Origin of the sequence: Pontibacter rufus, from assembly GCF_015694705.1 — a bacterium.
Classification (GTDB): domain Bacteria; phylum Bacteroidota; class Bacteroidia; order Cytophagales; family Hymenobacteraceae; genus Pontibacter; species Pontibacter rufus.
Genome location: NZ_JADQDR010000002.1, coordinates 320989 through 346876 on the forward strand (window position 1 = coordinate 320989; position 25888 = coordinate 346876).

General features: G+C 50.2%; 22 protein-coding genes. 9 read left to right on the top strand and 13 right to left on the bottom strand.

Features of this window, described 5'->3' with window-relative positions; all coding sequences use genetic code 11:
- The first annotated feature begins 25 nt into the window (after positions 1-25).
- The gene (locus tag I2I11_RS05690) at positions 26-2161 is read left to right on the top strand and encodes a plastocyanin/azurin family copper-binding protein (protein ID WP_230679917.1); all 2136 of its coding nucleotides are present in this window, start codon (positions 26-28) and stop codon (positions 2159-2161) included.
- Between the two features lie 359 nt (positions 2162-2520).
- Entirely contained in the window at positions 2521-3225 is a 705-nt protein-coding gene (locus I2I11_RS05695) for a dienelactone hydrolase family protein (protein WP_196266701.1), read from the top strand.
- A gap of 77 nt (positions 3226-3302) precedes the next feature.
- Here I2I11_RS05695 and I2I11_RS05700 read toward each other — a convergent pair whose 3' ends face one another.
- Both I2I11_RS05700 and I2I11_RS05705 read right to left on the bottom strand, forming a co-directional pair.
- Positions 3303-4163 (bottom strand): SDR family oxidoreductase, encoded by an 861-nt coding sequence (locus I2I11_RS05700; RefSeq protein WP_196266702.1) that lies wholly within the window; start codon positions 4161-4163, stop codon positions 3303-3305.
- Between the two features lie 93 nt (positions 4164-4256).
- Positions 4257-4643 carry a DoxX family protein gene (locus I2I11_RS05705; RefSeq protein WP_196266703.1) on the bottom strand — a complete coding sequence of 129 codons (387 nt, stop codon included), beginning with the start codon at positions 4641-4643 and terminating at the stop codon, positions 4257-4259.
- A 131-nt stretch (positions 4644-4774) separates the two neighbouring features.
- Here I2I11_RS05705 and I2I11_RS05710 point away from each other — a divergent pair, with 131 nt between their 5' ends.
- A complete protein-coding gene (locus tag I2I11_RS05710) occupies positions 4775-5674 on the top strand; it encodes a DMT family transporter (protein ID WP_196266704.1) in 900 nt (299 codons plus the stop codon).
- A 216-nt stretch (positions 5675-5890) separates the two neighbouring features.
- Here the strand turns inward: I2I11_RS05710 and I2I11_RS05715 are convergent, their stop codons facing one another.
- The 11 genes from I2I11_RS05715 to I2I11_RS05760 all read right to left on the bottom strand — a co-directional run bounded on the left by I2I11_RS05715 (position 5891) and on the right by I2I11_RS05760 (position 17760).
- Positions 5891-7219 (bottom strand): DEAD/DEAH box helicase, encoded by a 1329-nt coding sequence (locus tag I2I11_RS05715; RefSeq protein WP_196266705.1) that lies wholly within the window; start codon positions 7217-7219, stop codon positions 5891-5893.
- 227 nt (positions 7220-7446) lie between these two features.
- Complete coding sequence (locus I2I11_RS21415) at positions 7447-7581, bottom strand: hypothetical protein (protein ID WP_255531352.1); 135 nt, start codon at positions 7579-7581, stop codon at positions 7447-7449.
- Positions 7582-7638: 57 nt separating this feature from the next.
- The gene (locus I2I11_RS05720; protein ID WP_196266706.1) at positions 7639-8625 is read right to left on the bottom strand and encodes a YpdA family putative bacillithiol disulfide reductase; all 987 of its coding nucleotides are present in this window, start codon (positions 8623-8625) and stop codon (positions 7639-7641) included.
- 95 nt (positions 8626-8720) lie between these two features.
- Positions 8721-9242 carry a GNAT family N-acetyltransferase gene (locus I2I11_RS05725; protein WP_196266707.1) on the bottom strand — a complete coding sequence of 174 codons (522 nt, stop codon included), beginning with the start codon at positions 9240-9242 and terminating at the stop codon, positions 8721-8723.
- Positions 9243-9329: 87 nt separating this feature from the next.
- Positions 9330-9701 carry a response regulator gene (locus I2I11_RS05730; RefSeq protein WP_196266708.1) on the bottom strand — a complete coding sequence of 124 codons (372 nt, stop codon included), beginning with the start codon at positions 9699-9701 and terminating at the stop codon, positions 9330-9332.
- A gap of 10 nt (positions 9702-9711) precedes the next feature.
- Positions 9712-10569 carry a hypothetical protein gene (locus I2I11_RS05735; RefSeq protein ID WP_196266709.1) on the bottom strand — a complete coding sequence of 286 codons (858 nt, stop codon included), beginning with the start codon at positions 10567-10569 and terminating at the stop codon, positions 9712-9714.
- A gap of 14 nt (positions 10570-10583) precedes the next feature.
- A complete protein-coding gene (locus I2I11_RS05740; RefSeq protein WP_196266710.1) occupies positions 10584-11165 on the bottom strand; it encodes a carboxymuconolactone decarboxylase family protein in 582 nt (193 codons plus the stop codon).
- A gap of 437 nt (positions 11166-11602) precedes the next feature.
- Positions 11603-12937: a PQQ-dependent sugar dehydrogenase gene (locus tag I2I11_RS05745; protein WP_230679918.1), complete on the bottom strand. Its 1335-nt coding sequence runs from the start codon at positions 12935-12937 to the stop codon at positions 11603-11605.
- A gap of 294 nt (positions 12938-13231) precedes the next feature.
- Positions 13232-14344, bottom strand: coding sequence for a fatty acid desaturase family protein (locus I2I11_RS05750; protein ID WP_196266711.1), 1113 nt, complete (start codon positions 14342-14344; stop codon positions 13232-13234).
- Between the two features lie 399 nt (positions 14345-14743).
- Positions 14744-16138, bottom strand: a complete 1395-nt coding sequence (lpdA, locus tag I2I11_RS05755) for a dihydrolipoyl dehydrogenase (RefSeq protein WP_196266712.1) — start codon at positions 16136-16138, stop codon at positions 14744-14746.
- Positions 16139-16425: 287 nt separating this feature from the next.
- Positions 16426-17760 (bottom strand): peptidoglycan DD-metalloendopeptidase family protein, encoded by a 1335-nt coding sequence (locus I2I11_RS05760; protein ID WP_196266713.1) that lies wholly within the window; start codon positions 17758-17760, stop codon positions 16426-16428.
- A gap of 280 nt (positions 17761-18040) precedes the next feature.
- On the opposite strand from I2I11_RS05760, the gene fabG reads away from it, so the two are divergent.
- The 6 genes from fabG (at position 18041) to I2I11_RS05790 (ending at position 25866) form a co-directional block, all read left to right on the top strand.
- On the top strand, positions 18041-18787 hold the full coding sequence (gene fabG, locus I2I11_RS05765; protein WP_196266714.1) for a 3-oxoacyl-[acyl-carrier-protein] reductase: 747 nt from the start codon (positions 18041-18043) through the stop codon (positions 18785-18787).
- A gap of 208 nt (positions 18788-18995) precedes the next feature.
- Positions 18996-21077 (top strand): VWA domain-containing protein, encoded by a 2082-nt coding sequence (locus I2I11_RS05770; RefSeq protein ID WP_196266715.1) that lies wholly within the window; start codon positions 18996-18998, stop codon positions 21075-21077.
- A gap of 393 nt (positions 21078-21470) precedes the next feature.
- Positions 21471-22124, top strand: a complete 654-nt coding sequence (locus tag I2I11_RS05775) for a pseudouridine synthase (protein ID WP_196266716.1) — start codon at positions 21471-21473, stop codon at positions 22122-22124.
- Positions 22125-22268: 144 nt separating this feature from the next.
- A complete protein-coding gene (locus I2I11_RS05780) occupies positions 22269-22832 on the top strand; it encodes a GNAT family N-acetyltransferase (protein WP_196266717.1) in 564 nt (187 codons plus the stop codon).
- A gap of 187 nt (positions 22833-23019) precedes the next feature.
- A complete protein-coding gene (locus I2I11_RS05785) occupies positions 23020-24321 on the top strand; it encodes a M20/M25/M40 family metallo-hydrolase (protein WP_196266718.1) in 1302 nt (433 codons plus the stop codon).
- A 120-nt stretch (positions 24322-24441) separates the two neighbouring features.
- The gene (locus I2I11_RS05790; RefSeq protein WP_196266719.1) at positions 24442-25866 is read left to right on the top strand and encodes a hypothetical protein; all 1425 of its coding nucleotides are present in this window, start codon (positions 24442-24444) and stop codon (positions 25864-25866) included.
- The last annotated feature ends 22 nt before the right edge of the window (positions 25867-25888 follow it).

Sequence of the window (25888 nt, forward strand, 5' to 3'; positions counted from 1 at the left end):
ATCAAAACAGACCAGGAACATCATCATGAAAATCAATCATTTAGCAAAGGCTGTACTTCTTGTTTCCGGCCTTCTGATAGCAAATACTTCGCCTGCCTGGGCGCAGACTAAAATGGGAGCTAAAAACCCTAATACTGGCAGTAAGCAACCCGCACCGGCGCCAAAAGGGCTGGAAAAGGTAGAAGCAGAACCCGAAAAGGAAGACGATTATTACAAGCTTATTTCGCTGCCCATACCTGAAGGGGTGGTGCTGGAAGTAGGCGGCATGACTACCCTGCCCGATGGCAGCCTGGCTATTTGTACCCGCCGGGGCGAAGTATGGATGGTGTCTAACCCGAATATTTCCGGTAACGAGCAGCCGAAATACAAGCGCTTTGCTTACGGGCTGCACGAACCCCTGGGACTTGCTTACAAAGACGGGGATATTTATGTAACACAGCGCAGTGAGATAACGCGCCTGCGCGATAATGACGGCGACGGGCAGGCTGATTCTTACGACAAAGTATATTCCTGGCCCCTATCCGGCAATTACCACGAGTATTCTTATGGCCCGCTGTTTCTGCCAAACGGGAACATGCTGGTAACCCTGAACCTGGGCTGGAGCAACAGTTTAGGGCATGGGGTAAGCCTGGCGCCCTGGCGTGGCTGGATGCTGGAAATTACGCCAGACGGAAAGATGACGCCTGTGGCTGCGGGCATGCGCTCGCCCTCCGGCTTTGGAATGAATGCCGCCGGTGATGTTTTCTATACCGAAAACCAGGGCGACTGGGTAGGTTCAGGCCGTATTACGCACGTCGAAAAAGGCGATTTTGTGGGAAACGCCGAAAGCTTACGCTGGTCTGGCTTACCTGGTTCCCCTCTAAAGCTAAAGCCGGAAGATGTACCCAACACAGGAGAACCTTTGTATGATGTAGCCAAGCGGGTGCCTGCCTTAAAAGCACCGGCTGTCTGGCTGCCACATGGTATACTCGGAATATCGACAACTGCTATACTTCTGAACGATACCAAAGGCAAGTTCGGTCCCTTTGATGACCAGATGTTCGTAGGCGATCAGGGGCAAAGTAAAATTATGCGCGTTGATTTTGAGAAAGTGAAAGACGAATACCAGGGCGTTGTGTTTCCGTTTCGTGAAGGTTTTTCTTCCGGCATTCTGCGCCTGATCTGGGGCAGCGATGGCTCTATGTTCAGCGGTATGACGAGCCGCGGGTGGTCATCTACCGGAAAAGACATGTATGGCTTGCAGCGCCTTGTCTGGACAGGCAGAATGCCCTTCGAAATGAAAACGGTGCGCGCTATGCCCGATGGGTTCGAGATTGAGTTTACCAAACCTGTTAACCGCAAACTTGCCGCCGATCCAGCCTCCTATAAGATAACGGGCTTCAACTATAAATATCATTCTACTTACGGCAGCCCCGTCATCAACAACAAGGAATGCCCAATACGTGGCATTGTTGTGTCGGAAGATGGTTTGAAAGCCCGCCTGGTGGCAGATGGCCTGCGGGAAGGGTATATACATGAAATTACGACTGATGGCGTGCGCGGCGAAGACGGCAGGCTTTTGCTGCATAATGTAGCCTATTATACCCTGAACAACATCCCGGAAGGAGAAAAGCTGGCGATTGCCAAAGCAGCACCTGCCCATGATCATGCAGCCATGGCGATGGCTACAGCATCTGCTGCCAAACCGGCGGCTACATCAGCCAAAACCAAAGCAGCACCTGCTGCTAAAGCTTCGGGAAAGAGTTTGCCCAAGCGCTTAACCGTAAAGCCTACTTCCTGGGCAAAAGGAACAGATTACACCATTAATCTGGGCACGAAGCCTGGGCTTAAATTTGATCCCGCGCGTTTTCAGGTGAAAGCTGGCAGCACTGTAAAAGTGGTGTTTCATAACAACGACGATATGCTGCACAACTTTGTAGTGGTATTGCCTGGTACAGCTATAGAAGTTGGCGAAATGGCGATGAAGCTTGGACTGGAAGGCCAGGAGAAGAACTATATTCCAAACACAAATAAACTGCTGTACCATACCAACCTGCTTCAGCCAAACACAACTGAGACCATCTACTTTATTGCTCCCGAGAAGCCAGGCGATTATACCTACGAATGCTCTGTTCCCGGTCATTTTTATACTATGCAGGGCACCATGAAAGTGGTAAAGTAAAAGCAGGATGGCTGAAGCAAACGGATGCAGAAGCCGCTTTGTTCTTTTGTGCTCCAGCGCTTACCTAATATTGCATTTAATTATACTATCAAGTATAAACCGTTGGTAATAGCCCACAATAGCTGGTTTTTGCTGCATTTCACATAAACGCGAAGCAGCATCGTGGCTAAAATTATAGATGATTGGAAAACTATTTCATCCCTGAACTGTCTTAGTATCACTTCTCAGAAAAGAAGGCATCAGTTCTGTTTGCGCGCCCGTCTGTTGAGGCCTGCGCATAACTGATGATACCCCTGTATAAAACTCCTGCTGCAGTTGCTTTACCTTTAATGCCTGCCTTAGATCAAACTTACGTACCGATGCAAAACCACACTTTTATTACCCTGCCCGTAACGGACGGCTCTGAAATGGACGCCTACGTCGCTATGCCCGAAGGAGCAGGCCCTTTTCCGGGCATCATTTTGCTGCAGGAAGCCTTCGGGGTGAATAATCACATCCGGGAGGTGGCAGCGCGAATTGCCCGCGAAGGTTATGTGGTTGTTGCGCCGGAGTTATTTCACCGCACTGCCCAAAGGTTCGAAAGCGCTTATGATAACATGGCTGCTGCCATGCCGCACTACCACGCGATAACGCAGGAGGGCGTAACGGCTGATTTAAAAACTGCCTATAGTTGGCTGCAGCAACAACCGAATGTGGCCGGCGAAAAGATTGGGAGCATTGGTTTTTGCCTGGGCGGGCGCATTTCGTTTCTGGCCAATGCGGTGCTGCCCCTTTCCGCGGCTGTTTCCTACTACGGCAGCGGCATTCCGACTATACTTGGCGAGGCCGGTAACCTGCACGCGCCGCACCTGTTTTTCTGGGGCGGCCAGGATACCCACATTCCGCAGGAACAGGTACAAAATATAATAGAAGTGGTACAGGCAGCGGGCAAAGACTATATCAACGTGGTGCTGTCGTATGCCGGGCACGGGTTTAACTGCGATGCGCGAAGCAGCTACAACCCGGATGCTGCCAAAGAAGCCTGGGCCATGACCCTGGCATACTTTGAGAACAAGCTGAAGTGAAATTTAAGTGAGGGAAGTATAGGCAATAAAATCCATTTAGGTGCTGATGCTGAATTAATACATCCACACCTACAAACTTACAAAAACTTCTCTCCCACCAATTTCTCCGACACTTCCCAAAGTCTGGCGGCATTTTCCGGTGTGGCAAAGGCGTGCTTTACAGGTTTCAGTTTCTTTTTGGCGAAATATTGCCCGTTATACTTATCGGCGGCAGGTTCAGAGGCGAGGTAAATGCTTGTCTGGGCGCCTTTTTCCGAAGAAATGGAGAATGGCGACAGCAGCTTAAAAACAAAATGCAGCCAGCCGCCGGCACTTACCGAAAAATTGCTGGCGACCACACCCGGATGCACTGCATTGGTAACCAAATGCGTATGCCCCTGCTCCTGTGCCCGGCGTGCCAGTTCGCGCGTAAATAGTATATTGTACAATTTTGAATTGCTATAAGCCCGGACAGCACTATAGCGCTGGTCCATGTTGATATCATTAAAATCCGGTTTAGCTGCCCGGTAAGCTTCGGAAGCAACGTTTACAATACGTGGTTCCCGGCTCTGCAGCAGTTTAGGAAACAGCAGCGATGTCAGCAGAAAAGGTGCCAGGTGGTTCACGGCCAGCGTCTGCTCATACCCATCTGCCGACACCTGCCGCTCACTGCCCAGCAGCAGCCCCGCATTGTTTACCAGCACGTCCAGGCGCGGGTAACTGCTGTTAAAAGTTGCGGCTACCTGCCGCACCTGCTCCAGCGACGATAAATCTGCGAGCAACACGTCTACTTTATCATTTCCGCTAATGCGTTTAATTTCTTGCTGCACCTGTGCGGCCTTGGCCTCATTGCGAGCCAGTAGCACCACATGTGCCCCTTGCCGGGCCAGTTCGCGGGCCGTTACCTCGCCTATACCTGAAGTGGCACCCGTTACGAGGCATATTTTATTTTCTATCATACCTTATAAATGTGCTGATTTTTAATGTGCTAATGTGCTGTCGACTGACAAACACTTATACCCTGATTCTGACGGTTTGATTTTACCCCAAGCTTATTTTAAAGCCGGATGCCCTGTTGCCCGGTGTCTGGTATACTGCCAGGCCCACCAGATAAGCAGGAACTGCAGCGGTATCCGGGCTATGGTTAACCACAAACCGGGCGTATTGTTCTGCCAGTAATCCAGCGTCATCGGAATATGGATGAGCAGCAGAAACACCACCAGCATGATAATAATCAGCCAGGCGGCCAGGGGCCTTGTTTGGCGCGGCAGCAACAGCAGCCCAAGTATGATTTCGGCAATGCCACTTAAATTCAGCAGCAGCTGGTGCGTCGGAAGCCAGTCCGGCATAATGTTCAGGTAAAATCCGGGGGTTGTAAAATGTATGACGCCGGCAGCCACGTAAAGCAACACCATCAGGTATAAAGCTATTCTTTTCATGGTATGTCCGGTTGTATGGCAGCTTTGGCGTTGCCTTACAGCTTCTGCTCTTTACGGAATAATCATCCAAAGCTTTATCTCAGTTGTACGGCACCTCCTGTTTCAGTTAAAAACCTAGTACCTTTGCACCCATGAGTAAACAAGTACAGGTGCATGGGGCGCTGTTTCTGGTGGCGCTGATTTACGGAGCCAACTATAGCATCGCCAAAGAGGTAATGCCGTTTTATGTGGGGCCCTATGGGCTGATTGTGATGCGGGTGGTATCGGCAGCTATCTTTTTCGGCATTCTTTCGCGACTGGTGGTAAAGGAGAAAATTGTAGGTCGTGCCGATAATGTGCGATCCATACTTTGCGGCATCACAGGCATCGCTATTAACCAGCTTTGTTTTTTTGGTGGCCTCAATCTCACAGCGCCGATTAATGCCGCCCTGCTGATGGTGATAACGCCCGTTATTGTACTCATTTTCTCGGCTATACTGCTGAAAGAGCGGGTGGGCAAGCGCAAAGTAACCGGCATTATACTTGCCTGTGCCGGCGCTTTCCTGCTGATTTATACTTCGCATGGCGAAAGCACGCCCGGTAACCTCTGGGGCGATTTACTGATCATCCTGAATGCAACTGCCTATGGCATATACCTGGTGCTGGTGAAACCGCTTATGCAAAAGTATAATGCTATTACAGTGGTGAGCCGTGCTTTTGCCGTAGGTGCGGTTATTGTTATTCCGTTTGGCTGGTCGCAGTTGATGGCACCAGATTACAACAGCTTTCCGGTGTCTATCTGGCTGGCCATCGTGTTTATGGTAGTTGCCGTTACCATCATTGCTTACCTGTTTAACACCTGGGCGCTGCGGTATGCCAACGCCTCGGTAGTAGGCGCTTACATTTACCTGCAGCCTGTGCTGGCCATACTTATTGCCGTGGCCTTCGGCAAAGATGTATTTACGCTGCAAAAGGGACTGTATGCTTTGGTGATATTTGCAGGCGTATACCTGGTGAGCCGCACGCGCCAATCCATCCCTGCGGAAGCATGAAAGCCGTACGATTCTTTCAGGAGTAGCTTTGTAGCCAATCAGGCACGCACAGACACTCGCAGGAGCTGCGCACACTGCGAGGTCATGCTGGCTGACACATTAATCCTTTTATCCTGCAATCCTGATTCAAACAATAAAAAAAGTCCTGCCGATGTACGTCGGCAGGACTTTGTATTTATACTTTCAGCAGATTACGATCCGCTTTTCTATACTAGCTTAAACTGTTCTGGGGCTGCTGGTTCTGCTGCCGAAGCTACGGCGGCTGTCTCCGCTGCGCTGGCCACCATTACCGTTACGGCTGCCTGCCGGCCGGTTTCCACCAGATGGGCGGCCGCCTCCACCGCCTCGTCGCTGCTGCTTTTGCTCCTTGATGGTGCTGGCCGCTTCAGCAAAATCTTTGGCTGTCAGCGGGTACGGATGGTTATCCACTACTGGCACCGACTTGGAAATTAGTTTCTGGATGCTGGCTAAGTATGGCGTTTCCTCTGCATCGCAGAATGACAGCGCTACGCCGCTTGCACCGGCACGGCCTGTACGGCCAATGCGGTGTACGTATGTTTCCGGTTCGTTCGGCAGCTCGAAGTTAATTACATGGCTCAGGTCGTCCACGTCAATGCCGCGTGCGGCAATGTCTGTGGCTACCAGTACGCGTGTCTGGCTCTTCTTGAAGTTATCGAGGGCGCGCACACGGGCATTCTGCGATTTGTTGCCATGTATGGCCTCCGACTGCACGCCTGCTTTGCTCATGTCTCTGGCCACGCGGTCGGCGCCGTGCTTGGTGCGCGTAAATACCAGTGCCCGGTCGATTGAGCCGTCTTTCAGCAGGTGCAAAAGCAGGTTTTTTTTGTCGTTCTTCTTCACATAATATACTGCCTGCGTAATTGTATTTACAGTAGACGATATCGGTGTTACCTCCACCTGCGACGGGTTCACCAGAATGGTGTTGGCCAGCTTCAGGATTTCGGGGGCCATGGTAGCCGAGAAAAACAGCGATTGCTTTTTCTCCGGCAGCACTTTCAGCACTTTGCGCACGTCGTTCAAAAAACCCATGTCCAGCATGCGGTCAGCTTCGTCCAGCACAAACATTTCTACGCTGTTCAGGTGCACATATTTCTGCGCCATCAGGTCCAGCAAACGGCCGGGCGTGGCTACCAGAATATCAATTCCTGCACGCAAGGCATCGGTTTGTGCCCGCTGGGGTACGCCCCCGAATATAACGGTGTTCTTCAGACCGGTGTGCCTGCCATAAGCAGTCAGGCTTTCGCCAATCTGCAGCGCCAGTTCACGCGTTGGTGTCAGGATCAGGGCTTTTATTCTGCGCGGTGCTCTGTCGTGCTGCTGCACTTTGTTTTCAGAAAGCAACTGCAGGATCGGAATAGAGAAAGCAGCCGTTTTACCGGTGCCCGTCTGCGCGCATCCTAATAAGTCTTTTTTCTGAAGTATAAGCGGAATTGATTTTTCCTGGATGGGTGTGGGGGTAGTGTATCCTTCTGTTTTAAGAGCTTTTAGGATTGGCTCTATCAAATTAAGATTCTCGAATGTCATCAAATGGTTTTTAGAAAAACCGCACAGCACCTTGTGTGCTGCTTTCGCGGGAATTGGCCGGAATCTGAAATATTGCCTGAGCAAGAGGGCCATTCCCGACCTGTTATTGTTTCATCAACCTCAGAAATCTTATTATAGTTCTAAAAGATGATAAAGAATAACGGATGCAAAGGTACAAGTATAAAACCTTACATCCTAATACTGCTATTTTATGCGGTTTTAGCAGTTTACCCAATCTTCAGGGAAGCCATGGAAATAGATCCCAATTGCAGTGCCAAAGGAACTGCCGCGGATGAGCGGCTGGTGAGCGTTTGCTGTATGTGCTGCTTTGGCTGCCCGGTCAGCTCCAGGATTCCTTTCACATGCCTGTGCCGGCATGTGAAAGGAATCCTGCGGCAACTGCAATGCTTTTAATGGATTTATACTTCCTGCGCTTTCGCCTCCTTTACAATGTGCTGCACAATTTTAACGGCGTGCTCCCGGGAGTTCTCAATAAACCATACATGCGTGTTCATGCCGCCGCAGATTACGCCGGCCAGGTATACGTTGGGCAAGTTGGTTTCCATGGTGTCAGGGTCGTACTGTGGGTGGCGGTTCGCATCCGGCGTCAGTGCAATGCCCAGTTGTTCCAGAAAACTAAAGTCCGGCTGGTAGCCCGTCATAGCCAGTACAAAATCGTTCTCAAGCGTTATATTGCCGTCCGGCGTCTGTATATCCACCTCCTGCTCCCTGATTCCGGTAAGGCTGGAAGAAAAATAACATTTAATCTCGCCCGCTTTGATGCGGTTTTCCAGGTCAGGCTTGGTCCAGTATTTTATACTTCCAAGTTCCGGCTGGCGCACTACCATCGTAACGTCGGCACCCCTGCGCCAGGTTTCGAGGGCAGCATCGGCGGCAGAGTTGTTGGCGCCCACCACCAGCACTTTCTGACGGTAGTAATAATGCGGATCGAAGTAATAATGGCGCACCTTTGCCAGATCTTCGCCGGGCACATGCAGCAGGTTTGGCTTGCCATAAAACCCAACGGCTACCACGACGTTACGGGCCAGGTAGCGGCCTTTGCTGGTAGTAACGCGGTATACATCATCTTCGGGTTCCATCCCCCACACTTCTTCAAACAACCTAATGTTTAATTTCCGGGTGTCGGCCACGCGGCGGTAATATTCCATGGCTTCGGAGCGGTTAGGCTTCGGGTGAATGCAGGCAAACGGAATGCCGCCAATCTCCAGCCTGTCGGCGGTGGAGAAGAAAGTCATATTGAGCGGGTAGTTGTAGAGCGAGTTTACCAGGCAGCCTTTGTCCACTATAAGGTAGCTCATGCCTGCCTGCTGCGCCTCCAGGCCGCAGGCAAGCCCGATAGGGCCGGCGCCAATAATCAGTATATCGTAGGTGGTATTCAATTGCAAGTTTTTATAACCGTTGTACAGGTTCTGTTTATAACAGCCGGTATGGCAGCAAAGTTTAATGTACGTACATTAAGCTTTGCTGTCTCTTCCCAAAGTTACAGTTCCAGTTGTAGTACGTACATGCCGCGGTATTCGGGTTTCATCTGTTCGAAATCCAGCGTATATGTACCCGTTTTACGGAATCCGTTTTGCTCATAAAAGTCTACAGAACGGCTGCTGTCCATTGCTTTCAGCCAGATGATGCGCTTGTTGCGCTGTGCCGCATAGGCTTTTGTAAATTTAATTACCTCCCGCCCTACCCCTTTGCCGGAAGCAGCTTTGGTCAGGTAAATGCGTTCCAACTCCAGTGCTTCTCCGGCTGTATACTTGTCAATCGGCTTGTTGATGTTGAGTTTCAGGAAGCCAACCAGTTCTTCGTTGCTGTAAATCAGGAAAAAAGCTGCGTTAGGGTCAGCGAGTTCCTGCTTTAGTACGGATTCGCTGAAGCTTTTCTCCAGGTACCAGGCACCGCCATCGTACCACAAGTATAAATAATGGCCGCCGTATGCATTGATGGCGATATCCTGTAAGGTATATAAGTCTTGGGTGGTGCAGGGGATAAGCTGAATGTCGTTCATGTAATTGTTTTACCGTCGTGCTGCAAAAACAAAGAGACGCAAATAAGGCGTCTCTACAAGTATGAAAGGATCTATGAGCATTTAATTTTACACTGGCGCAGCGTCGTCCTGTAGTATCTCTTTCAGTAGATCCTCTTCCACCGGCTTAACCAGAAATTGCGCAACATTGGCAAACGTTTTGGAACGCTGTCTGTCGAGCTCGCTGGTGGACGAAGTAAGAATGTATACCTTGTACTGCAGGCGCTGCGCCTGCATTTGCTCCAGGAAATCCCAGCCGTCCATTTCAGGCATGTTCAGGTCCAGGAATATAATATCCGGGGCAATTTCTTTCAGTGATGCAAATGCCTGTAGCGAGTTCGTGAAGTCGTGCACGGCATAGGCGGGATTCACGTTTTTGATAGAGGTAACCATGATGAAGTTGAATATCTCCATATCATCTACTAATACAATCCTTTTCATCTGGCTGTTTTTATGCTTTTAGTTTTATTAAATCGGCCGTCGACATTTCTATCACTTCTTGCAGGGCACCATCTAGGTCCTGCGCCGACAGCCTGAGCCGGGGCAGGATTTGCTCTTTTATCTCCTCCAGGGACCATTGGCGCATTTCCAGCAGGTTCACCAACCCCAGTATCCGGCTCAGCGGCTCCCGCACCGTATGCGCATTCAGCACCGATACTTCCAGCAGCCGCGCGTTTTTAGCCGCTATCTCCCTGGTGCGGTCGGTTATCACTTCCTGCTGATAGGCCATGATGGACGAGATTTCGGTGTTTTTCTCATGGATAGTATCAAAGGCCCGCTGCAGTTGCTTGTTGTTCTCGTCCAACTCTTGCAACAGGCATAGTTCAAACAGCTTCGCCTCCAGGCTCTCAGCCACCAGTTTCAGAAAGGTAATGTCTTTGCGGGTAAATATCCGGCTTCTGCCCGCCAGAACCGATACCACAATATGCCGCTCCGCATCATTCTGAATCAGCCAGCCCCATAGTTCGCCCTGTTCCTCCGGCGGCAAGGTATAATGCCGGGGCAAATTCAATTCCTGCAAATCGCTCCAGTGCATGGGAATTTGCCGCTCCAGCAACAGCTTCTCAAAAGCCATGTAACCGGGGGTGCGCTGTTCCGTTATTTCAGCGCCGGTGGCCGTTATCTGCAAGTGCAGGTATGTATCGCCGCGGTTGTAGCTGGCCCTGAATGTATGAAAGTTGAACAGGTACTTCAGGTTTACCCGAAAACAGGCAGCCACGGCCTCCAGTGTGAGGCAACGGGTGAGGCTGTTCGAGAACCTGGAAAAAGCCTCATAAGTTATCCTGAGCACCTGGTTCTCTGCTGCCATCACTTCCTGTCAGCTTAAAATTCGGCTTCCGCCAGTTCATTGTCCAGCTTTATGCCGGATATGGTAGCGATGGTGTTGAGCATATTTACCAGGTCTGCCTGCGCCATAAGTTCCTGCACCTCGGCATCGGTAAAACCCTCCTGCTGCAACTCCAGAAAGTCCTCATCTGAGAGCTGCTGTGTATGCAGCGCCGCTTTTGTTACCAGGCGAATGGCTGCTTTGTAGCTGTTGGGCAGCAAGGGCGAACTGAGGTCGGTAGCCCGGTAGTCTTCCTCCTCGCTTATCATCCTGCTCATACTATCGGCAAAAATACCGTGTGCGTGGGCGCAGTAGTCGCAGCCGCGCAGGTTGGATACGTTATAGATAATCAGCTGCTTGAGCACGTTCGGCACTTCGCCCGCTATCAGCGTTGATTTAAGTTTCGCCCAGTTGCCGCGCAACAGAGTGGCATTATTTCCCTGGCACTTAAACCAGTTGAGCACAAAAGGCAGCTGCAGCGACTGCATGGTATCATCATAAATGGCCTTCACATTGGTATCAGCCTCCGTGTACTCCACCAGGCGGTAACGGCTTTGAGCAGGTGTGGTATTATGCATATCTTGTGCTTTGCTTTAATATATAAAATTATATAAATTTTCAATATAGTGTGCCTGTGTGCAAAAATATTTACACAAGCGCCACTCAAATATAGAAATCCAGCGCGCCAGGGGCATTTTTATCTGCTCCATCAAAATATATTTAAAAAATGGAATGCAATATATCTTTCTAACCATAGCGCCAGCTAAAAGTTTAAAGTTCCGTTTTGCTTACGCCCATCATCAGCAAGGCAATAAAATAAACAATTCCTGCGCCAGCACAGGAATTGTATAAATATGATAAGTTAAACGGATGCTAGCCCCTACAGGGATTTATACAAAAGAGAAATTTTCAGTAAAAGAAGAGATGCTACGGGGACGGGTTTGTATAAGCTTATACTTACACCGATGGCTGCGGAAGTATAAAATGTGCCGCAGCCATCGGTATAAGTATGAATTTAGTCTATTCTGAAAACTTTACCTGTGTTGCCCTGAGGTCCTGACTGGTCGGTTGTTAATACATAAACTTCTCCTTTGTTGTCCTGGCCGAAACCGAGCAGGAAATGGCCGACTTCTTTGTCTGGCTGGTTGGTGATACTTAGTTTTTTGAAATTCCAGTTAGCAGCTCCCGGTGTGGCGTCTGCCGCATAAATAGCGCCGCCATTCTCTCCCTGCGACCACACGCCAAACAAGTATTTGCCGCCTAAGTTAAACAACTGCTCTTTGCCTCTGTATACATAACCGCCTACCACTACAACTCCCAGGCCGTCAGCAAAGTTGCTCTTGTTTTTGAACTCTATCACCGGATCAATCAGCAGGTTTCCGTCCGGGTCCACATCGGGGCATTCAGCAAGCGGGTTCTTGTTATCGGCTGCATTAAAGCAGTGGCGGCCTTCCTTCACGTTCCAGCCATAGTTACCGCCTTTGGTAACCACATCAATTTCTTCATAAAGCGCCTGTCCGGCATCGCCTGCCAGCAGCATGCCTGTATGTTTGTCAAAGCTAAAGCGGTAAGGATTACGAAAGCCATAGGCGTATATTTCATCCATACCGTCTTTGCCTACAAAGGGATTATCGCCGGGTATGGCATAAGGCGCCCCGCTGTTCACGTCAATTCTTAAAATGCTTCCCAACAGATTCTTCGTGATGTCTTGCCCGTTGCCTCCTTCGTTTGGCCTGTACCAATCTTCTACGTGGCCCAGATCCTTGTCGTTTGATCCGCCTCCGTCGCCTAGCGAAATATAAAGGTATTTGTCGGGGCCGAACATAAGCGTGCCGGCATTGTGGTTACTTTGCGGCTGGTCTACTGCCAGTATAAGCTTTTGTGAGGAAGGGTCTGCCATATCAGGATTATCCTGCGAAACCCTGAACTCTGCTACATAGCTTGTATGGTTAAAGCCATTCGGAGCCGGGCTTCTTAGCGGGGCGCTGTAATAAACGAAGAAGCGGCCGTTATAGGCATAATCAGGATGAAAAGCCAGTCCTAATAATCCACGCTCGTCGTATCCGGGGTTAAGCTGCACAATCTTATCTTTCAAATCTAAAAAAGGAGTTTCAACAAGATGACCATCCTTAATGAGGCGTATCTGCCCGATTTGGTCTATCACAAAAAGCCTGTCCTTATCAGCGGGCGCCTGTGTAAGAAATAAAGGAGAAGTTAAATCTTCTGCCACTAAATCAAGTTCTACAGAACTGCTGTTTCCTATCGGAAAATCGTCATCATCATGGCAGGCAGCAACCAACAGCCCCATGCTTACAAGCAGAAGCGTAGATAATTTTGTAAATGCTTTCATAAGTTCTCTCGTTAAGATTGTACATGACTATTATAAGAATTGATAGTATTAATCATAACGTATTTTTAAATATCAGGTAACCTAAATGCGCATATTTATTTTATATTAACCTTTTAAGTACCAGATCCTTACATGCCTTACTTCTATAACATTCATCTCAACGGTGGAAAACGTTGTATTTATACTGTATTCAGGCTTATGGCTTACCTTTAGCGCTTTGCCTGTCATCAACAAAAAACGGCAGGAAGTTTCCTCCCTGCCGTTTTCTTAACTTACCGTTATACTTACTTATACTTAACCAATGGCATCGTTCAGGCCGGGCAGCCTGCCGAAGCGGTGCAGCGTGGCAATGTGCGAGCGGATTGCCTGGCCAAAGGTGTCGTTTTCCATGTAGGGGATGTTGAATTCAGCAGCAGTTTCACGCACAATCTCAGAGATAGCCGGATAGTGCACGTGGCATACACGCGGAAACAGGTGGTGCTCGATCTGGTAGTTGAGGCCGCCCACATACCAGGAAATAAACTTGTTGTTGCGTGAAAAGTTAACGGTGGTGTTAAGCTGGTGTATGGCCCAGTCGTTTTCGATAATGCCGTTGTCGCCGGGGCGCGGGTGGCTGGTTCCTTCAACGGTATGCGCCAGCTGAAATACCACTGTCAGGACAATGCCTGCTACAAAGTGCATCAGCAGGAAACCGAGCAGCACCTGCAGAAATGGAATGCCGAAAAATAATGTCGGTACCACCAGCATCACAAAGAAGTAAACTATTTTCATCAGCACCAGCTTAAACAACCAACTGCGGTTCTGTGCTTCGGAGTTAGCATTTACGCCGTTGTTTTTAAACATAAAGAACTGCACAAAGTCCTTGGCCAGCACCCAGTACAGCGTCAGCAACCCGTAAAATATAAAAGCATACAGCCACTGCAGCTTGTGAAAGAATTTGACTTTAGTGTGTGGCGAGAAGCGCAGTACCAGGCGATCCTGTATGTCTTCGTCCATTTCTACCACGTTGGTATAAGTATGATGCAGGATGTTGTGCTGCAGCTTCCAGTTAAAGGCCGAGCCGCCTACCAGGTTCAGGGTATGGCCCATCAGCAGGTTCACGTTTCTGTTGCTGGAATAAGCTCCATGGTTGGCGTCGTGCATCACGCTCATCCCGATGCCGGCTACGCCCAGGCCCATCACAAACCACAGCAGCAGGCTCACGCCCATGGCCGGCTGAAATGCCAGCAGCAGTATAAAAGGCGCGATGTAGCAAAGCAGCAGCACTACGCTCTTCACGACCATAGCCGCATTGGCAGTTCTGGGAATATTATTTTCTTCGAAGTAGCGGTCTACTCTTTTGCGCAGGGTGGGGAAAAACAGGCATTTATCTTTATTAACGAACTTTATTTTGCTTTTGCGCTTCATAGGTGTGCTTGATTTTGTGAAAAGATATTGAACCACACGTAGAGTTAATATCTCAGGAGTGAATTTCAAGTACGCTACTTATTTATATACAAGGAAAAGAACCGGCTTTAAGTTCAGCTGCCCGGTGCCGGCTTTAAGTATTTATACTTATTTTATTGTTTGTAAAAATACTTAGTGCCTGCAGGCTCATTCTTTGGCCCAGTTAGCAGCATTGCCCACAATATAGCTAAAAAAGCAGAATTATGGTGCAATACATACAAACTACTGCCTTTTAAAAGTGCATACTAGGCATTAGCAATATCCGGAACATGGGGATTTGTGGCAGATGCGCCGCCACGTAAATATAAAACAGCAACGGCGGGAAGGTTGCCCCCCGCCGTTGCTGTTTTAAAGGATATATTACAAGTGGATTACTTCATCATAAGCGGCAGCGGTCGCTTCCATAATCGCTTCGCTCATGGTCGGATGCGGGTGCACTGACTTGATGATCTCGTGGCCCGTGGTCTCCAGTTTGCGGGCTACCACCACTTCAGCAATCATCTCGGTTACGTTGTACCCGATCATGTGCGCACCCAGCAACTCGCCATACTTGGCATCGTAGATAACTTTTACAAAGCCTTCTTTGGCTCCGGCGGCACTTGCCTTGCCGGATGCGGAGAACGGAAACTTGCCTACTTTGATGTCCAGGCCCTGCTCGCGCGCGGCCTTCTCAGTCAGTCCCACAGAGGCAATCTCCGGTGAGCAGTACGTACAGCCCGGGATGTTGCCATAGTTGAGCGGTTCGGGGTTAAGCCCCGCAATGTTTTCCACACAGATAATGCCTTCTGCCGAGGCTACGTGCGCCAGTGCAGGTCCGGGCACAATGTCGCCGATGGCATAAATGCCGTCTACACTTGTTTTGTAAAATTCGTCTATCACCACACGGCCTCTGTCTACTTTAACTCCCAGTTCTTCGAGGCCAATATTTTCAAGGTTCGTCTGGATGCCTACAGCCGAGAGCACCACTTCCACCTCGAGCGTTTCCTCGCCTTTGGCTGTTTTCACTTTCACCTTGCAAATATCACCACTGGTATCCACAGCCTCCACCGAAGAATCCGTCATGATGTCGATGCCGGCTTTTTTAAATGATTTTGCCAGCTGCCGCGATACTTCCTCGTCCTCTACCGGTACCACATTGGGCATATATTCCACGATGGTTACCTTCGTGCCCATGGCGTTGTAGAAGTAAGCAAACTCCACCCCAATCGCGCCGGAGCCTACCACCACCATGCTTGCGGGCTTTTTATCCAGCGCCATGGCCTGGCGGTAGCCGATAATCTTTTTACCGTCGATGGGCAGGTTTGGCAACTCGCGCGAACGGGCGCCTGTAGCCACAATAATGTTGGTTGCCTCTACCGTATCCTTCTTGCCATCAGCATCGGTTACTTCAATTTTGCCTTTTGCCACCAGCTTGCCGGTGCCAAAAATAGCATCGATTTTATTCTTGCGGAACAGGAACTGAATGCCTTTGCTCATACCATCGGCCACGCCGCGGCTGCGCTTGATCACGGCGCCGAAGTCTGCCGACGCATCGCCTACGTTGATGCCATAGTCTGCCGCATGGTTAATGTATTCGAAGACGTTTGCGCTCTTTAGCAGTGCTTTGGTCGGGATACAACCCCAATTCAGGCAAATGCCACCCAGCGACTCGCGCTCGATTACGCCTACTTTCATGCCCAGCTGCGCTGCACGAATGGCTGCTACATAGCCCCCCGGACCGCTACCAAGCACTACTAAATCATATTTTGATGCCATAGTCTCTTATTTATAGTTGATGCACGAAATTAATCTATTCTGCTAACATCGCCAAACGGTGCGCACGTCTCTTCATTAAAGCTATACTTTTCGCAGCGCGTTCTGTATCGTTGTACTTTTCAGAGAGCATTACAGCAATTAAAGCAGATACGCTCCGGTCATGATTACTCTGGCGCCCCAAACACTTACCCTGGCGCCAGGTATGCCTGTATACTTCCCTGAGATCAAAAAAGACGCTGTGGTAGCGCCTTTTTTGTTTAAACCTGCAGCCTGCAAGTATAAAAAACTTATCCTTCGGTTGGTTGCTTTTCTTTTTTGGTTGCCAGCAGTTGCTGTTCGCTTTTCAGGTTAATGGATTGCATCTTCTGGGCTATCTCATTTTTTACGGCATTAAAGGCAGCCATACTTGTTTTGCTGACAGGGGTGCCGGAGGGCAGCTTTACTTTTAGCGCATCTACCTGTTTGCCGTTTTTCCAGAAGCGGTAGCACAGGTGCGGGCCGGTAGCCAGACCGGTACTGCCCACGTAGCCGATGGTCTGTCCCTGCTTTACGTGCACGCCGCGGCGGATGCCTTTGGCAAATTTAGACATGTGCAGGTATTGGGTTGTATACGTTTTGTTGTGTTTTATTTTTACGAAATAACCGTTGCCTCTGGTGTAGCGGGCATCCAGCACCACGCCATCGCCTACAGTACGGATAGGCGTGCCGCGCGGGGCGGCAAAATCGGTGCCTAAATGTGCCTTGTAGCGCTTTTGCACCGGATGAAAGCGGCTTTTAGAGTATCGGGAGCTGATACGGGTATACTCCAGCGGCTCGCGCAGAAAGGCTTTCTTCAGACTTTTGCCGTTCTGGTCGTAGTAACCGCTGCTGTTGCCTTCCTTAAAGGCGATGGCATAAATAGAGTCGCCTTCGTGCTCAAAATAAGCTGCCTTTAGTTCACCGTAGCCAATGGTGCTGCCGTTCACAATCTTCTCATCATAAATGAGCTTGAATTTATCGCCGGGCTGAATGCGGTTCAGATCGAGGCGCCAGGCATAAATGTCAGCAAACCTGTTAACCAGCTGCGGTGAGCCGCCCGCTTCCACCACCGACTCAAACAGGGAACCTTTTATCTCGCCGCCCAACACACGTTCCAGTACTTCAACTTTACGCTTCTCTTTGGTTACTGCCAGATCGCCACGCAGATCATACACGACATACTCTACTTCGTTCGGCTCATAAATAAAATACTGCGCCGTTTGGGCCGAGTCGCGCGCATGTAAGATAGTATAGTGCCGGTTAGCGGCAATGCGGCGCACGTTAAACACCTCTTTTGATTTTTGAGCCAATGCATGTACCGTAGCAGGAGAGATATTGTAAGCAGCAAGCAGTTCAGACAGACTCTCGCCGGGCGCTACAGCGCCTTCCACAATCTCCAGGGAATCAGTGTGGATGCCGTAGACAATGGGCGCGGGCTGCGGCCTGGCGGGTATAACAGCCACCTCGTCTTTATCAGCGAAAGCAGCCTCTTCCTGCGATGCTACAATCCTGTTGATGTCAAGGTTTAACGTTTTGGCGGCTGTGATAAAAATAAACAGCGAGAGCGTAACGAGAATGGCAAGTCCGGTAATACGTATTAACATGTGGCAATGGTGCTTCTGGTTAAAAATCAGCACGAAAATATAACGAAACATATAGAAATAAAAATCGTAGGGCACACAATATTCAGATTGTAAATAGGTTATAACCGTTTTCACGAGCCTGCCAGTAGCATTGGAGTGGTTTAATCAGGGTAGTATAGCTTACATTCTGCACTTACTATACTCATATTAACACCTTATAAATCAGCCGCTTTTATACTTTTCAAAGCCTCACTTTCCTGGTGCCTTCGCTTTCAGAAAATCTTTTTTAACTTTGGCCTCTATGAAAGCATTAGAAGGAAAAGTAGCCCTGGTAACCGGGGCATCCAAAGGAATAGGCCGCGCCATCGCACAAAAATTTGTGGAGATGGGCGCACAGGTAGCCTTCACGTACCTGTCGAGTGTAGAAAAAGGCCAGCAACTGGAGCAGGAGCTATCGGCCAACGGCGGCAGGGCCAAAGGCTACCGCTCCGACGCGTCTGACTTTGCGCAGGCAGAGCAATTGGTAGAAGACGTAGTAAAAGAGTTTGGCAAGCTGGACATCGTGGTAAACAACGCCGGCATTACGCGCGACGGGCTGCTGATGCGCATGAACGAGGAGCAGTGGGATGCGGTAATCAACACCAACCTGAAATCTGTGTTTAACGTGACCAAAGCAGCCAGCAAGCACATGATGCGCGCCAAAAGCGGATCGTTCATCAACATCACCTCAGTAGTAGGTATCAAAGGCAACGCTGGCCAGGCCAACTATGCGGCTTCCAAGGCGGGCATTATTGGCTTTACCAAATCTGTTGCGCTGGAGCTGGGTTCCCGCAACATCCGCAGCAACGCCATTGCGCCCGGCTTCATCGAAACCGAAATGACCGGCGAGCTGGACCAGAAAGTAGTGGACGAATGGCGCAAGGCCATTCCGCTGCGCCGTGGCGGATCGCCGGAGGACGTAGCCAATGCTGCCGTGTTCCTGGCCTCCGACCAGTCGGCTTATATTTCGGGCCAGGTGCTGCAGGTAGATGGCGGCATGTTAACGTAAAAAGTTCCGAATTATGAGTTCCGAGTTCCGGGTTAACTCATAATTCGGAACTCAGAAAAGGCCAATGCTGCAGCTTTTACGTTAGTAGCATTGGCCTTTTTAGTTTACCTTTAAGACTAAGTATGCCCTTGCGGTGAAAGCCTGCGCTCACCTCCACAGGTAAAAAGGCTTTTTCATCCGTAATTCTTAATTCATAATTTGTAATTAATTGAATTCCTTCCGACTGATAACAACTTCTTCGCCGTGGCTGATACTGGCCTGCCTGGCGGCCGGTGCGCTGTATGCGTGGCTGCTGTACAGCAAGCGTGCGCCGTGGCCGGCAAGTATAAACTACCTGCTGGCGGCGCTGCGGTTTGTGGTGGTAAGCATACTTTCTTTTCTGCTGCTGGGGCCGCTGGTGCGCTATATGCAATACACCACTGTAAAGCCAACCATTGTTTTTGCGGTGGATAATTCGCAGTCAGTACAGCTTTTTTCTGACTCGGTGCAGCTGCAACAGGCGGCGCAGGGGCTGCAGCAAATGCGGGAGCAACTGGAGCAGGAAGGCTACACAACAGCTGTCAGAACGCTGGATACGGAGCAGTCGCCTGCAAGTATAGACCAGGTAAATTATACTTCGGAAACCACCAACCTGAGCGAGCTGCTGCAGGACGTGCAGAATACTTATACCGAACAGAACCTGGCGGGTGTGGTGCTATTGTCGGATGGTATCGTGAACCAGGGTATGTCACCGGCTTACGCCAACTATAACTACCCCATTTATCCGGTAGCTGTGGGCGATACCGTGCCGAAGCAGGACGTGCTGGTGGCTTCGCTGCGCTACAACAAAGTAAACTACAGCGGCAGCCGCTTTCCGTTGGAAGTGGAGTTACAACACGAAGGTTTTGGCGGCCGGCAGGCCACTGTACTGCTAAAAGAAAATGGCAAGACCATCGCCAGCAAAAATGTAAGGCTACAGGCAAACCAGCCTATACAGCAGGTATCCTTCCAGGTGATGGCCAGTGGTTTGGGCAAGCGCCATTACGAGGTGCAGGTACAGCCGCTCTCCGGCGAATTCACCACCCTCAACAACACCAAACACGCGTATATTGATGTGGTAAAAGGCAAGATAAAAGTGCTCGTGGCTGCCGCTGCGCCACACCCCGATATTGCTGCTATCCGAACCGCCATTGCCTCAAACGAAAACTACGAAACCACGCTTTTTATACCCGGCCTTGCGCCGCTGCAGCAGCAGGACTACGATGTGGCGGTGCTGCACCAACTGCCAGGCCGCGTAGGCGGCGCCGAGGCAGTGCTTAACCTGGTGCGCCAGCAAAACCTGCCTGGGCTCTACATCCTTGGCCCGCAAAGTGATCTGAATGAGTATAACAACCTCAAAGCAGGCATCAATATAAACAGCAACGGCCAGACGGACCAGGTGCTGCCCGCCATCAACAATAATTTTACTGCTTTTAACTGGCCTGAAGAAGCTGCCGAACGCATGGCCGGATATCCGCCGGCACAGGTGCCGTTTGGAGATGTGCGGCTGGCGCCGAATACTGACGTTATACTTTACCAGCAGGTGGGCCGCGTAAAAACAAACAAGCCGCTGCTCACCATCCAGACTTCCGGCGACAAGCGGAGCGCCACGCTGCTGGCTTCGGGCACCTGGCAGTGGCGCCTGCAGGAAGATGCCAACCACCAGAATGCCGAAGTATACGACAAGCTCTTCACCAACCTGGTACAGCTCCTGAGTGCGCCACGCAACAAAAAGCGCCTGAACGTGTATCCGGTACAAAACGAGTATACCAGCTCCGACGAAATCCGTTTTAATGCCGAAGCCTACAACGAGGCGCTGGAGCCAGTCTACGGCCAGAACATCACCCTTAAAGTAAGCGGGGAAAGCGGCAACACAAAGACCTTTACCTTTGCCAATGGCGAAGGGCAGACAGGCGTTAACATCGGTACGCTGCCCGGCGGACATTATACTTACACGGCTTCGGCTAGTATAAACGGGCAGCCGCAGCAGGACAAAGGCGAATTTGTGGTGGAAGAACTGCAACTGGAAGCACTTAATGCCGTGGCCGATCACAACCTCCTTTACCAGCTGGCCGGCAACACGGGTTCCAGCCTATACTTCCCCGGCCAATTAAAGCAACTACAGCAGGACATACTTAACAGCAAGCATAAAGCTGTTATATACAGTCAGGAAGAACTGACCGACCTGGTAGACATGAAATGGCTGTTCTTCCTTATTTTAGGGCTGATAAGTATAGAGTGGTTTGTGCGCAAGTATAACGGCAGCTATTAAGGCTGCACTGCCAGTAGCTGGTTGTTGTTTTTGGTGGTTAAAAATGGTTTAATGATTGATTTGCTAAACTGAACGACAGCATACCTTGTTATCAGACTATCCTGGAGCGGGTATTGATTCGTATCTTTTCGGGAGAGCAATTCTCCCCAAAATGCTTCGGGACAGGCTGAGTTAACGCGCCTGCAGGGCACAACGGCAACAGGGGGAAGGTTGCTGCACTTATAAAGCGACAAAAAAACCGGCTATACCTGGTATATGTTGCGTAGGAAAACCCGGTAGGTTTTAGCTTTACGAGCTGTCAGACTGGCGCCGCTTAACTAAACTTACCGGGTTTGGCTTGATTTATACTTCAAGTCTTTTATCCTTCTTTACGTCCAAATTCATACTTATACTTTGAAATACTTTATCCTGAACAAACCTTACGAGGTGCTCACACAATTTACTGACGAGGCAGGGCGCGCCACGCTGAAAGATTATGTGCCGGTGTCGGGCATCTACCCTGTCGGCCGCCTCGACTACGACAGTGAAGGCCTGGTGCTGCTCACCGACGACAAAACACTGCAACACCGCCTCTCCGATCCGCAGTTTAAAGTGGAGAAAACATATTGGGTGCAGGTGGAGGGTGTGCCTGTGGATGAAGCTCTCACAAAGCTGCGCCTGGGCGTAAGTATAAAAGGCGTAAAAACAGCGCCTGCCAAAGTACGGCTGCTGGAAGAAGCACCGCAGGTATGGGAACGGTCCACCCCCATCCGCTTCCGTAAAAACATTCCGGCTTCGTGGCTGGAAATCAGAATTTCGCAGGGTATGAACCGCCAGGTGCGCCGCATGACGGCCGCTGTCGGCTACCCAACGCTACGCCTCATCCGGACAGGTATAGGCTCGCTTACGCCAGGCAATTTGCAGCCCGGCGACTACCGCGAACTGACACCAGAGGAAGTAAACGAACTGAAAGCATTGGCAGCCAGGGGCAACGGAACTATCAAAACTTCACGAGGCAAAGGCAGAAACAATAACCGTGGCGGTGGTTTCCGGAAGCAGATCAACTGATATCAGATGTATAAAGTTAAACGTGCTTCTTCCATAAGCTAAAGTTTAAACTTTAGCTTATAATACTAGGTAAATTCCCACAAATAGTATAAATTAGAACAGAAACTGTACTTTTCAGTTTGAAGCTCCAAACAGTCTGCCGCTATGAAAGCCATCTCTACGCCTGCTATTATCCCTGTTGCTGAAAGTTTATACCTGCGCCCCGTTGCTGTAAGCGATGCCCCCGTTCTTTTCTCACTTATAGATAAGCAGCGCCCATACCTGCGCCAGTGGCTCCCGTTTGTAGATGCCAGCCGCGAGGTAGGCGATACAGAGATGTTTCTGCAATACGTTACAGCCAAAGGCAACATCCACGACAAAGTGTTTGTGATCATGTACCAGCACGAAGTAAGCGGGCTTATTAGTTTTAAAGCTATCGATTATCAGCACCGCAAACTCGAGATTGGATATTACCTGAGTGAGCAGCAGCAGGGCAAAGGCATTATGCTCCGCAGTTGCCAGGCGCTGGTGAACTATGCTTTCGAAATGATGGACATGAACCGCATCCAGATAAAAGTAGGCGTGGGCAACCTCCGGAGCAGCAATATTCCGCAAAAACTTGGCTTTACCCTGGAGGGCGTGCAGCGCGAAGCCGAATTTCTGAACGGCCGGTTTCATGATTTGGAACTATACAGCCTGTTGCAGCGTGAATGGCAGCAGCGGCCATAGGTATACTTTGTAGTTGCAGCTTTTGGGGTCGTTATAGTAAAAGAAGCCTGGGGTGCTTTATACTTGCTCATCGTAGCGCGCTGCTTTATACTTAATCCTGATGGGCTTACATATAAAACAGGAACTAAATTGCGTACCTTGTCACCTGCAAGTATAACCGCCTCATCAAAAACAACACGATTGTCCTATGATAAAAAACATAATCCTGCTTGCTGCGCTTGCCTTAAGCTTCGGCACGGTTGCTTCGGCGCAAGATTTAAAAACGATTACCCAGCAGGAAACAACCCGCCTCGTTAAAACCCTTAGCGCCGACAATATGCAGGGCCGCGCCTCTTTTTCGCCGGGCAACGACAAGGCCGCTTCTTTTATAGCCGGCGAGTTTAAGCGCATCGGCCTGGCACCGCTTCCGGGTGATGATGATTTCCTGCAGACTTTTAAGGTATACCGCCTTACGCCCGATACAAAGAAAGCCAGCCTGAACGGTACAGAACTGCCATCCGATGCTTTTTTTGCCAGCACAACCCAGCAGCAGCTTACCTGGAGCGCTGATCAGGATCGTACCGTGATCGTAATTGGCGAAACCGAAGATTTTGGCGCGACGGCCAGAAAGCTGATGAAGGAAGACCAGGACGCGCTGGTGCTGGTAAATCCAAAGCACCGGCAGCCTTTCAATGGATTTAAAAATTATATGGCGCGCGGCAGTATGGCCACCGCTTTAGACAAAGGCGCCGACCTAGTTTTTATACTTACAGACCAGACCACTGCTGATAACTATAAAATTGAGATAGAAAACAACATTGTAGAGCAACAGCTAACGAATGTGGCCGGCCGGATAAAAGGCAAACGCCAGGATGAAATCGTAGTCTTCTCGGGCCATTACGACCATATCGGTATCGGCAAACCTGTAGCAAACGATAGCATTGCCAACGGAGCAGATGACGATGCCTCCGGTACCACTGCCGTGATAATGCTGGCGGCTTATTACAAAAAACAACCCAAACCGGAGCGTACGCTGGTATTTGTAGCGTTTACCGCAGAAGAGATAGGCGGCTATGGCTCTAGGTACTTTTCTGAGCAACTCGACCCGGACAATATTGTGGCGATGTTTAACATCGAGATGGTGGGCAAGCCTTCTAAGTTCGGGCCAAACAGCGCTTTCCTGACCGGCTACGAAAAATCAGACATGGGCCAGCTGCTGCAAAAGCGCCTTGAAGGCACCGCCTACAGCATCCACCCGGATCCGTACCCTGAGCAGAACCTCTTCTATCGTTCCGACAACGCCACCCTGGCCCGCCTGGGTGTGCCGGCGCATACTATCTCTTCAGATGAAATCGACAAAGATGCCTTTTACCATACCGTTAACGACGAGTTTGAAACACTGGATATGGCGCACCTCACCAACATGATCAAAGCCATCGCACTGGCCTCGCAGGGCATTGTGCGCGGCGAAGATACGCCTACGCGCGTGGATAAGACGCAGGTAAAATAAATCCTGCCCATCCATAAAGTATAAACGCCCGGTCAGCTCGGCGTTTATACTTTATGAGCGTTCCCTTATCTCATCTGCTGCACCACTCGTATGATGAAAGTAGCGCTTATGCTTACAAAGATGCTACAGTTCAAACAAATTATTCTATTCTTTTTCCTGGCGCTGCCCGCCGCCGCGCAGCAGCCCGCTTTTACCTGGGGCCCTGCCATCAATTACGAATCCGGTAAACTGGATCACATGCAGGTGGCCGGCGTAAACGGCACGGGCTTTTATACCACCTATGAAGAAGATTACCAGGTAACGCTGGAACGGTACAACAACCAAAACCAGCGCCTCTGGGCTGTGGCGTTGCTACCCAAAACACCTGAGGGGCAAACTTCACGCTTCCTGGGCGCTGTATTGCTCCATAAAAAGCTTTATATACTCTCCACTTTCTACGGCGGCGGCCACACCAGTGTGTATGCGCAGCGCATTCATGAGAGCGGCAATTACGATCCCGAGATCATTCCTCTGGTTAGCAGCACGTATGGCAACAGCGTAACCCTTGGCGTGGCGCCGGATAAAAATGCCCTGCTGCTGGTACAGACTGATGTAACGGGAGGGCCTGCCACCGTTACGCTTTTTTCGCACGATCTGCATTCCCGCTGGTCGCGCGACTTTACGCCTGACGGAACAGTGCAGGAGGTGGCTGTACAGAGCGACGGAACAGCTTTTATACTTACCAGGGCAGGCGCTACAGCTGCTTCTACAGCAGCCTTTCATCTCTATCGCTTCGGCAGAGAAAACGGTGAGTTAGCAACTATCGCATTGGGCCAGGGACAGTACCGGCCACTGCAGGCCCGGCTACACCTCACGCCGGGGCAGGATGTGATGGTAGCCGGCTATTTTGTGCGTGCTTTGTCGGTCGTCACGCAAAACCCGGAACCCCTGGGCACCTTTTATTACCACCTGGACAGTACCACAATGCAGAACCCGGCCGGTGTTTATACACTGTTTGATCCGGCCTTTCTGCGCAACTATAAACGCTACAGAGCTGACAGAAATCATAACCAGCGCCTGCGCAGCCTGCAACTTGGTCCCCTGGTGCCTACCGGCGAAAATGGCCTGGCGCTGCTTGGTGAAGTTACGTTTGCAGAAGCCGTAAGCGGCAGTGTTTCTTTTAACTTTGAGGACATTATCATTACCAGCCTGCAACCGGACGGCACTCCCCGTTATGTTACCAGCATCAACAAAGAGCAACACACCACCAGAGATAACAGCAGCCTTGGTTCTTATTTTGCCACCGCTATCGGCGATACGCTGCAGATCGTTTACCTTAGTTTTGATAACAACGATACTCCCGCCGTGGCAGCTAAACAGAAGATGCCGGTGTTGGTTTCTATCACACCCGATGGCCGCCAGCAGGTAAGCCTGCTACGCTACGCCGGGGCAACAGGCACTCAGTTTTATCTGCGCCCGGCCACCACCTTCCCTGTTTCGGAACGTGAGTTTATCGTGCTTGGCATCGGCGATGGTTATTACAAGTATGGCCGCATGCGGTTTTAATTTCGCAGTTATACTTCCTGAA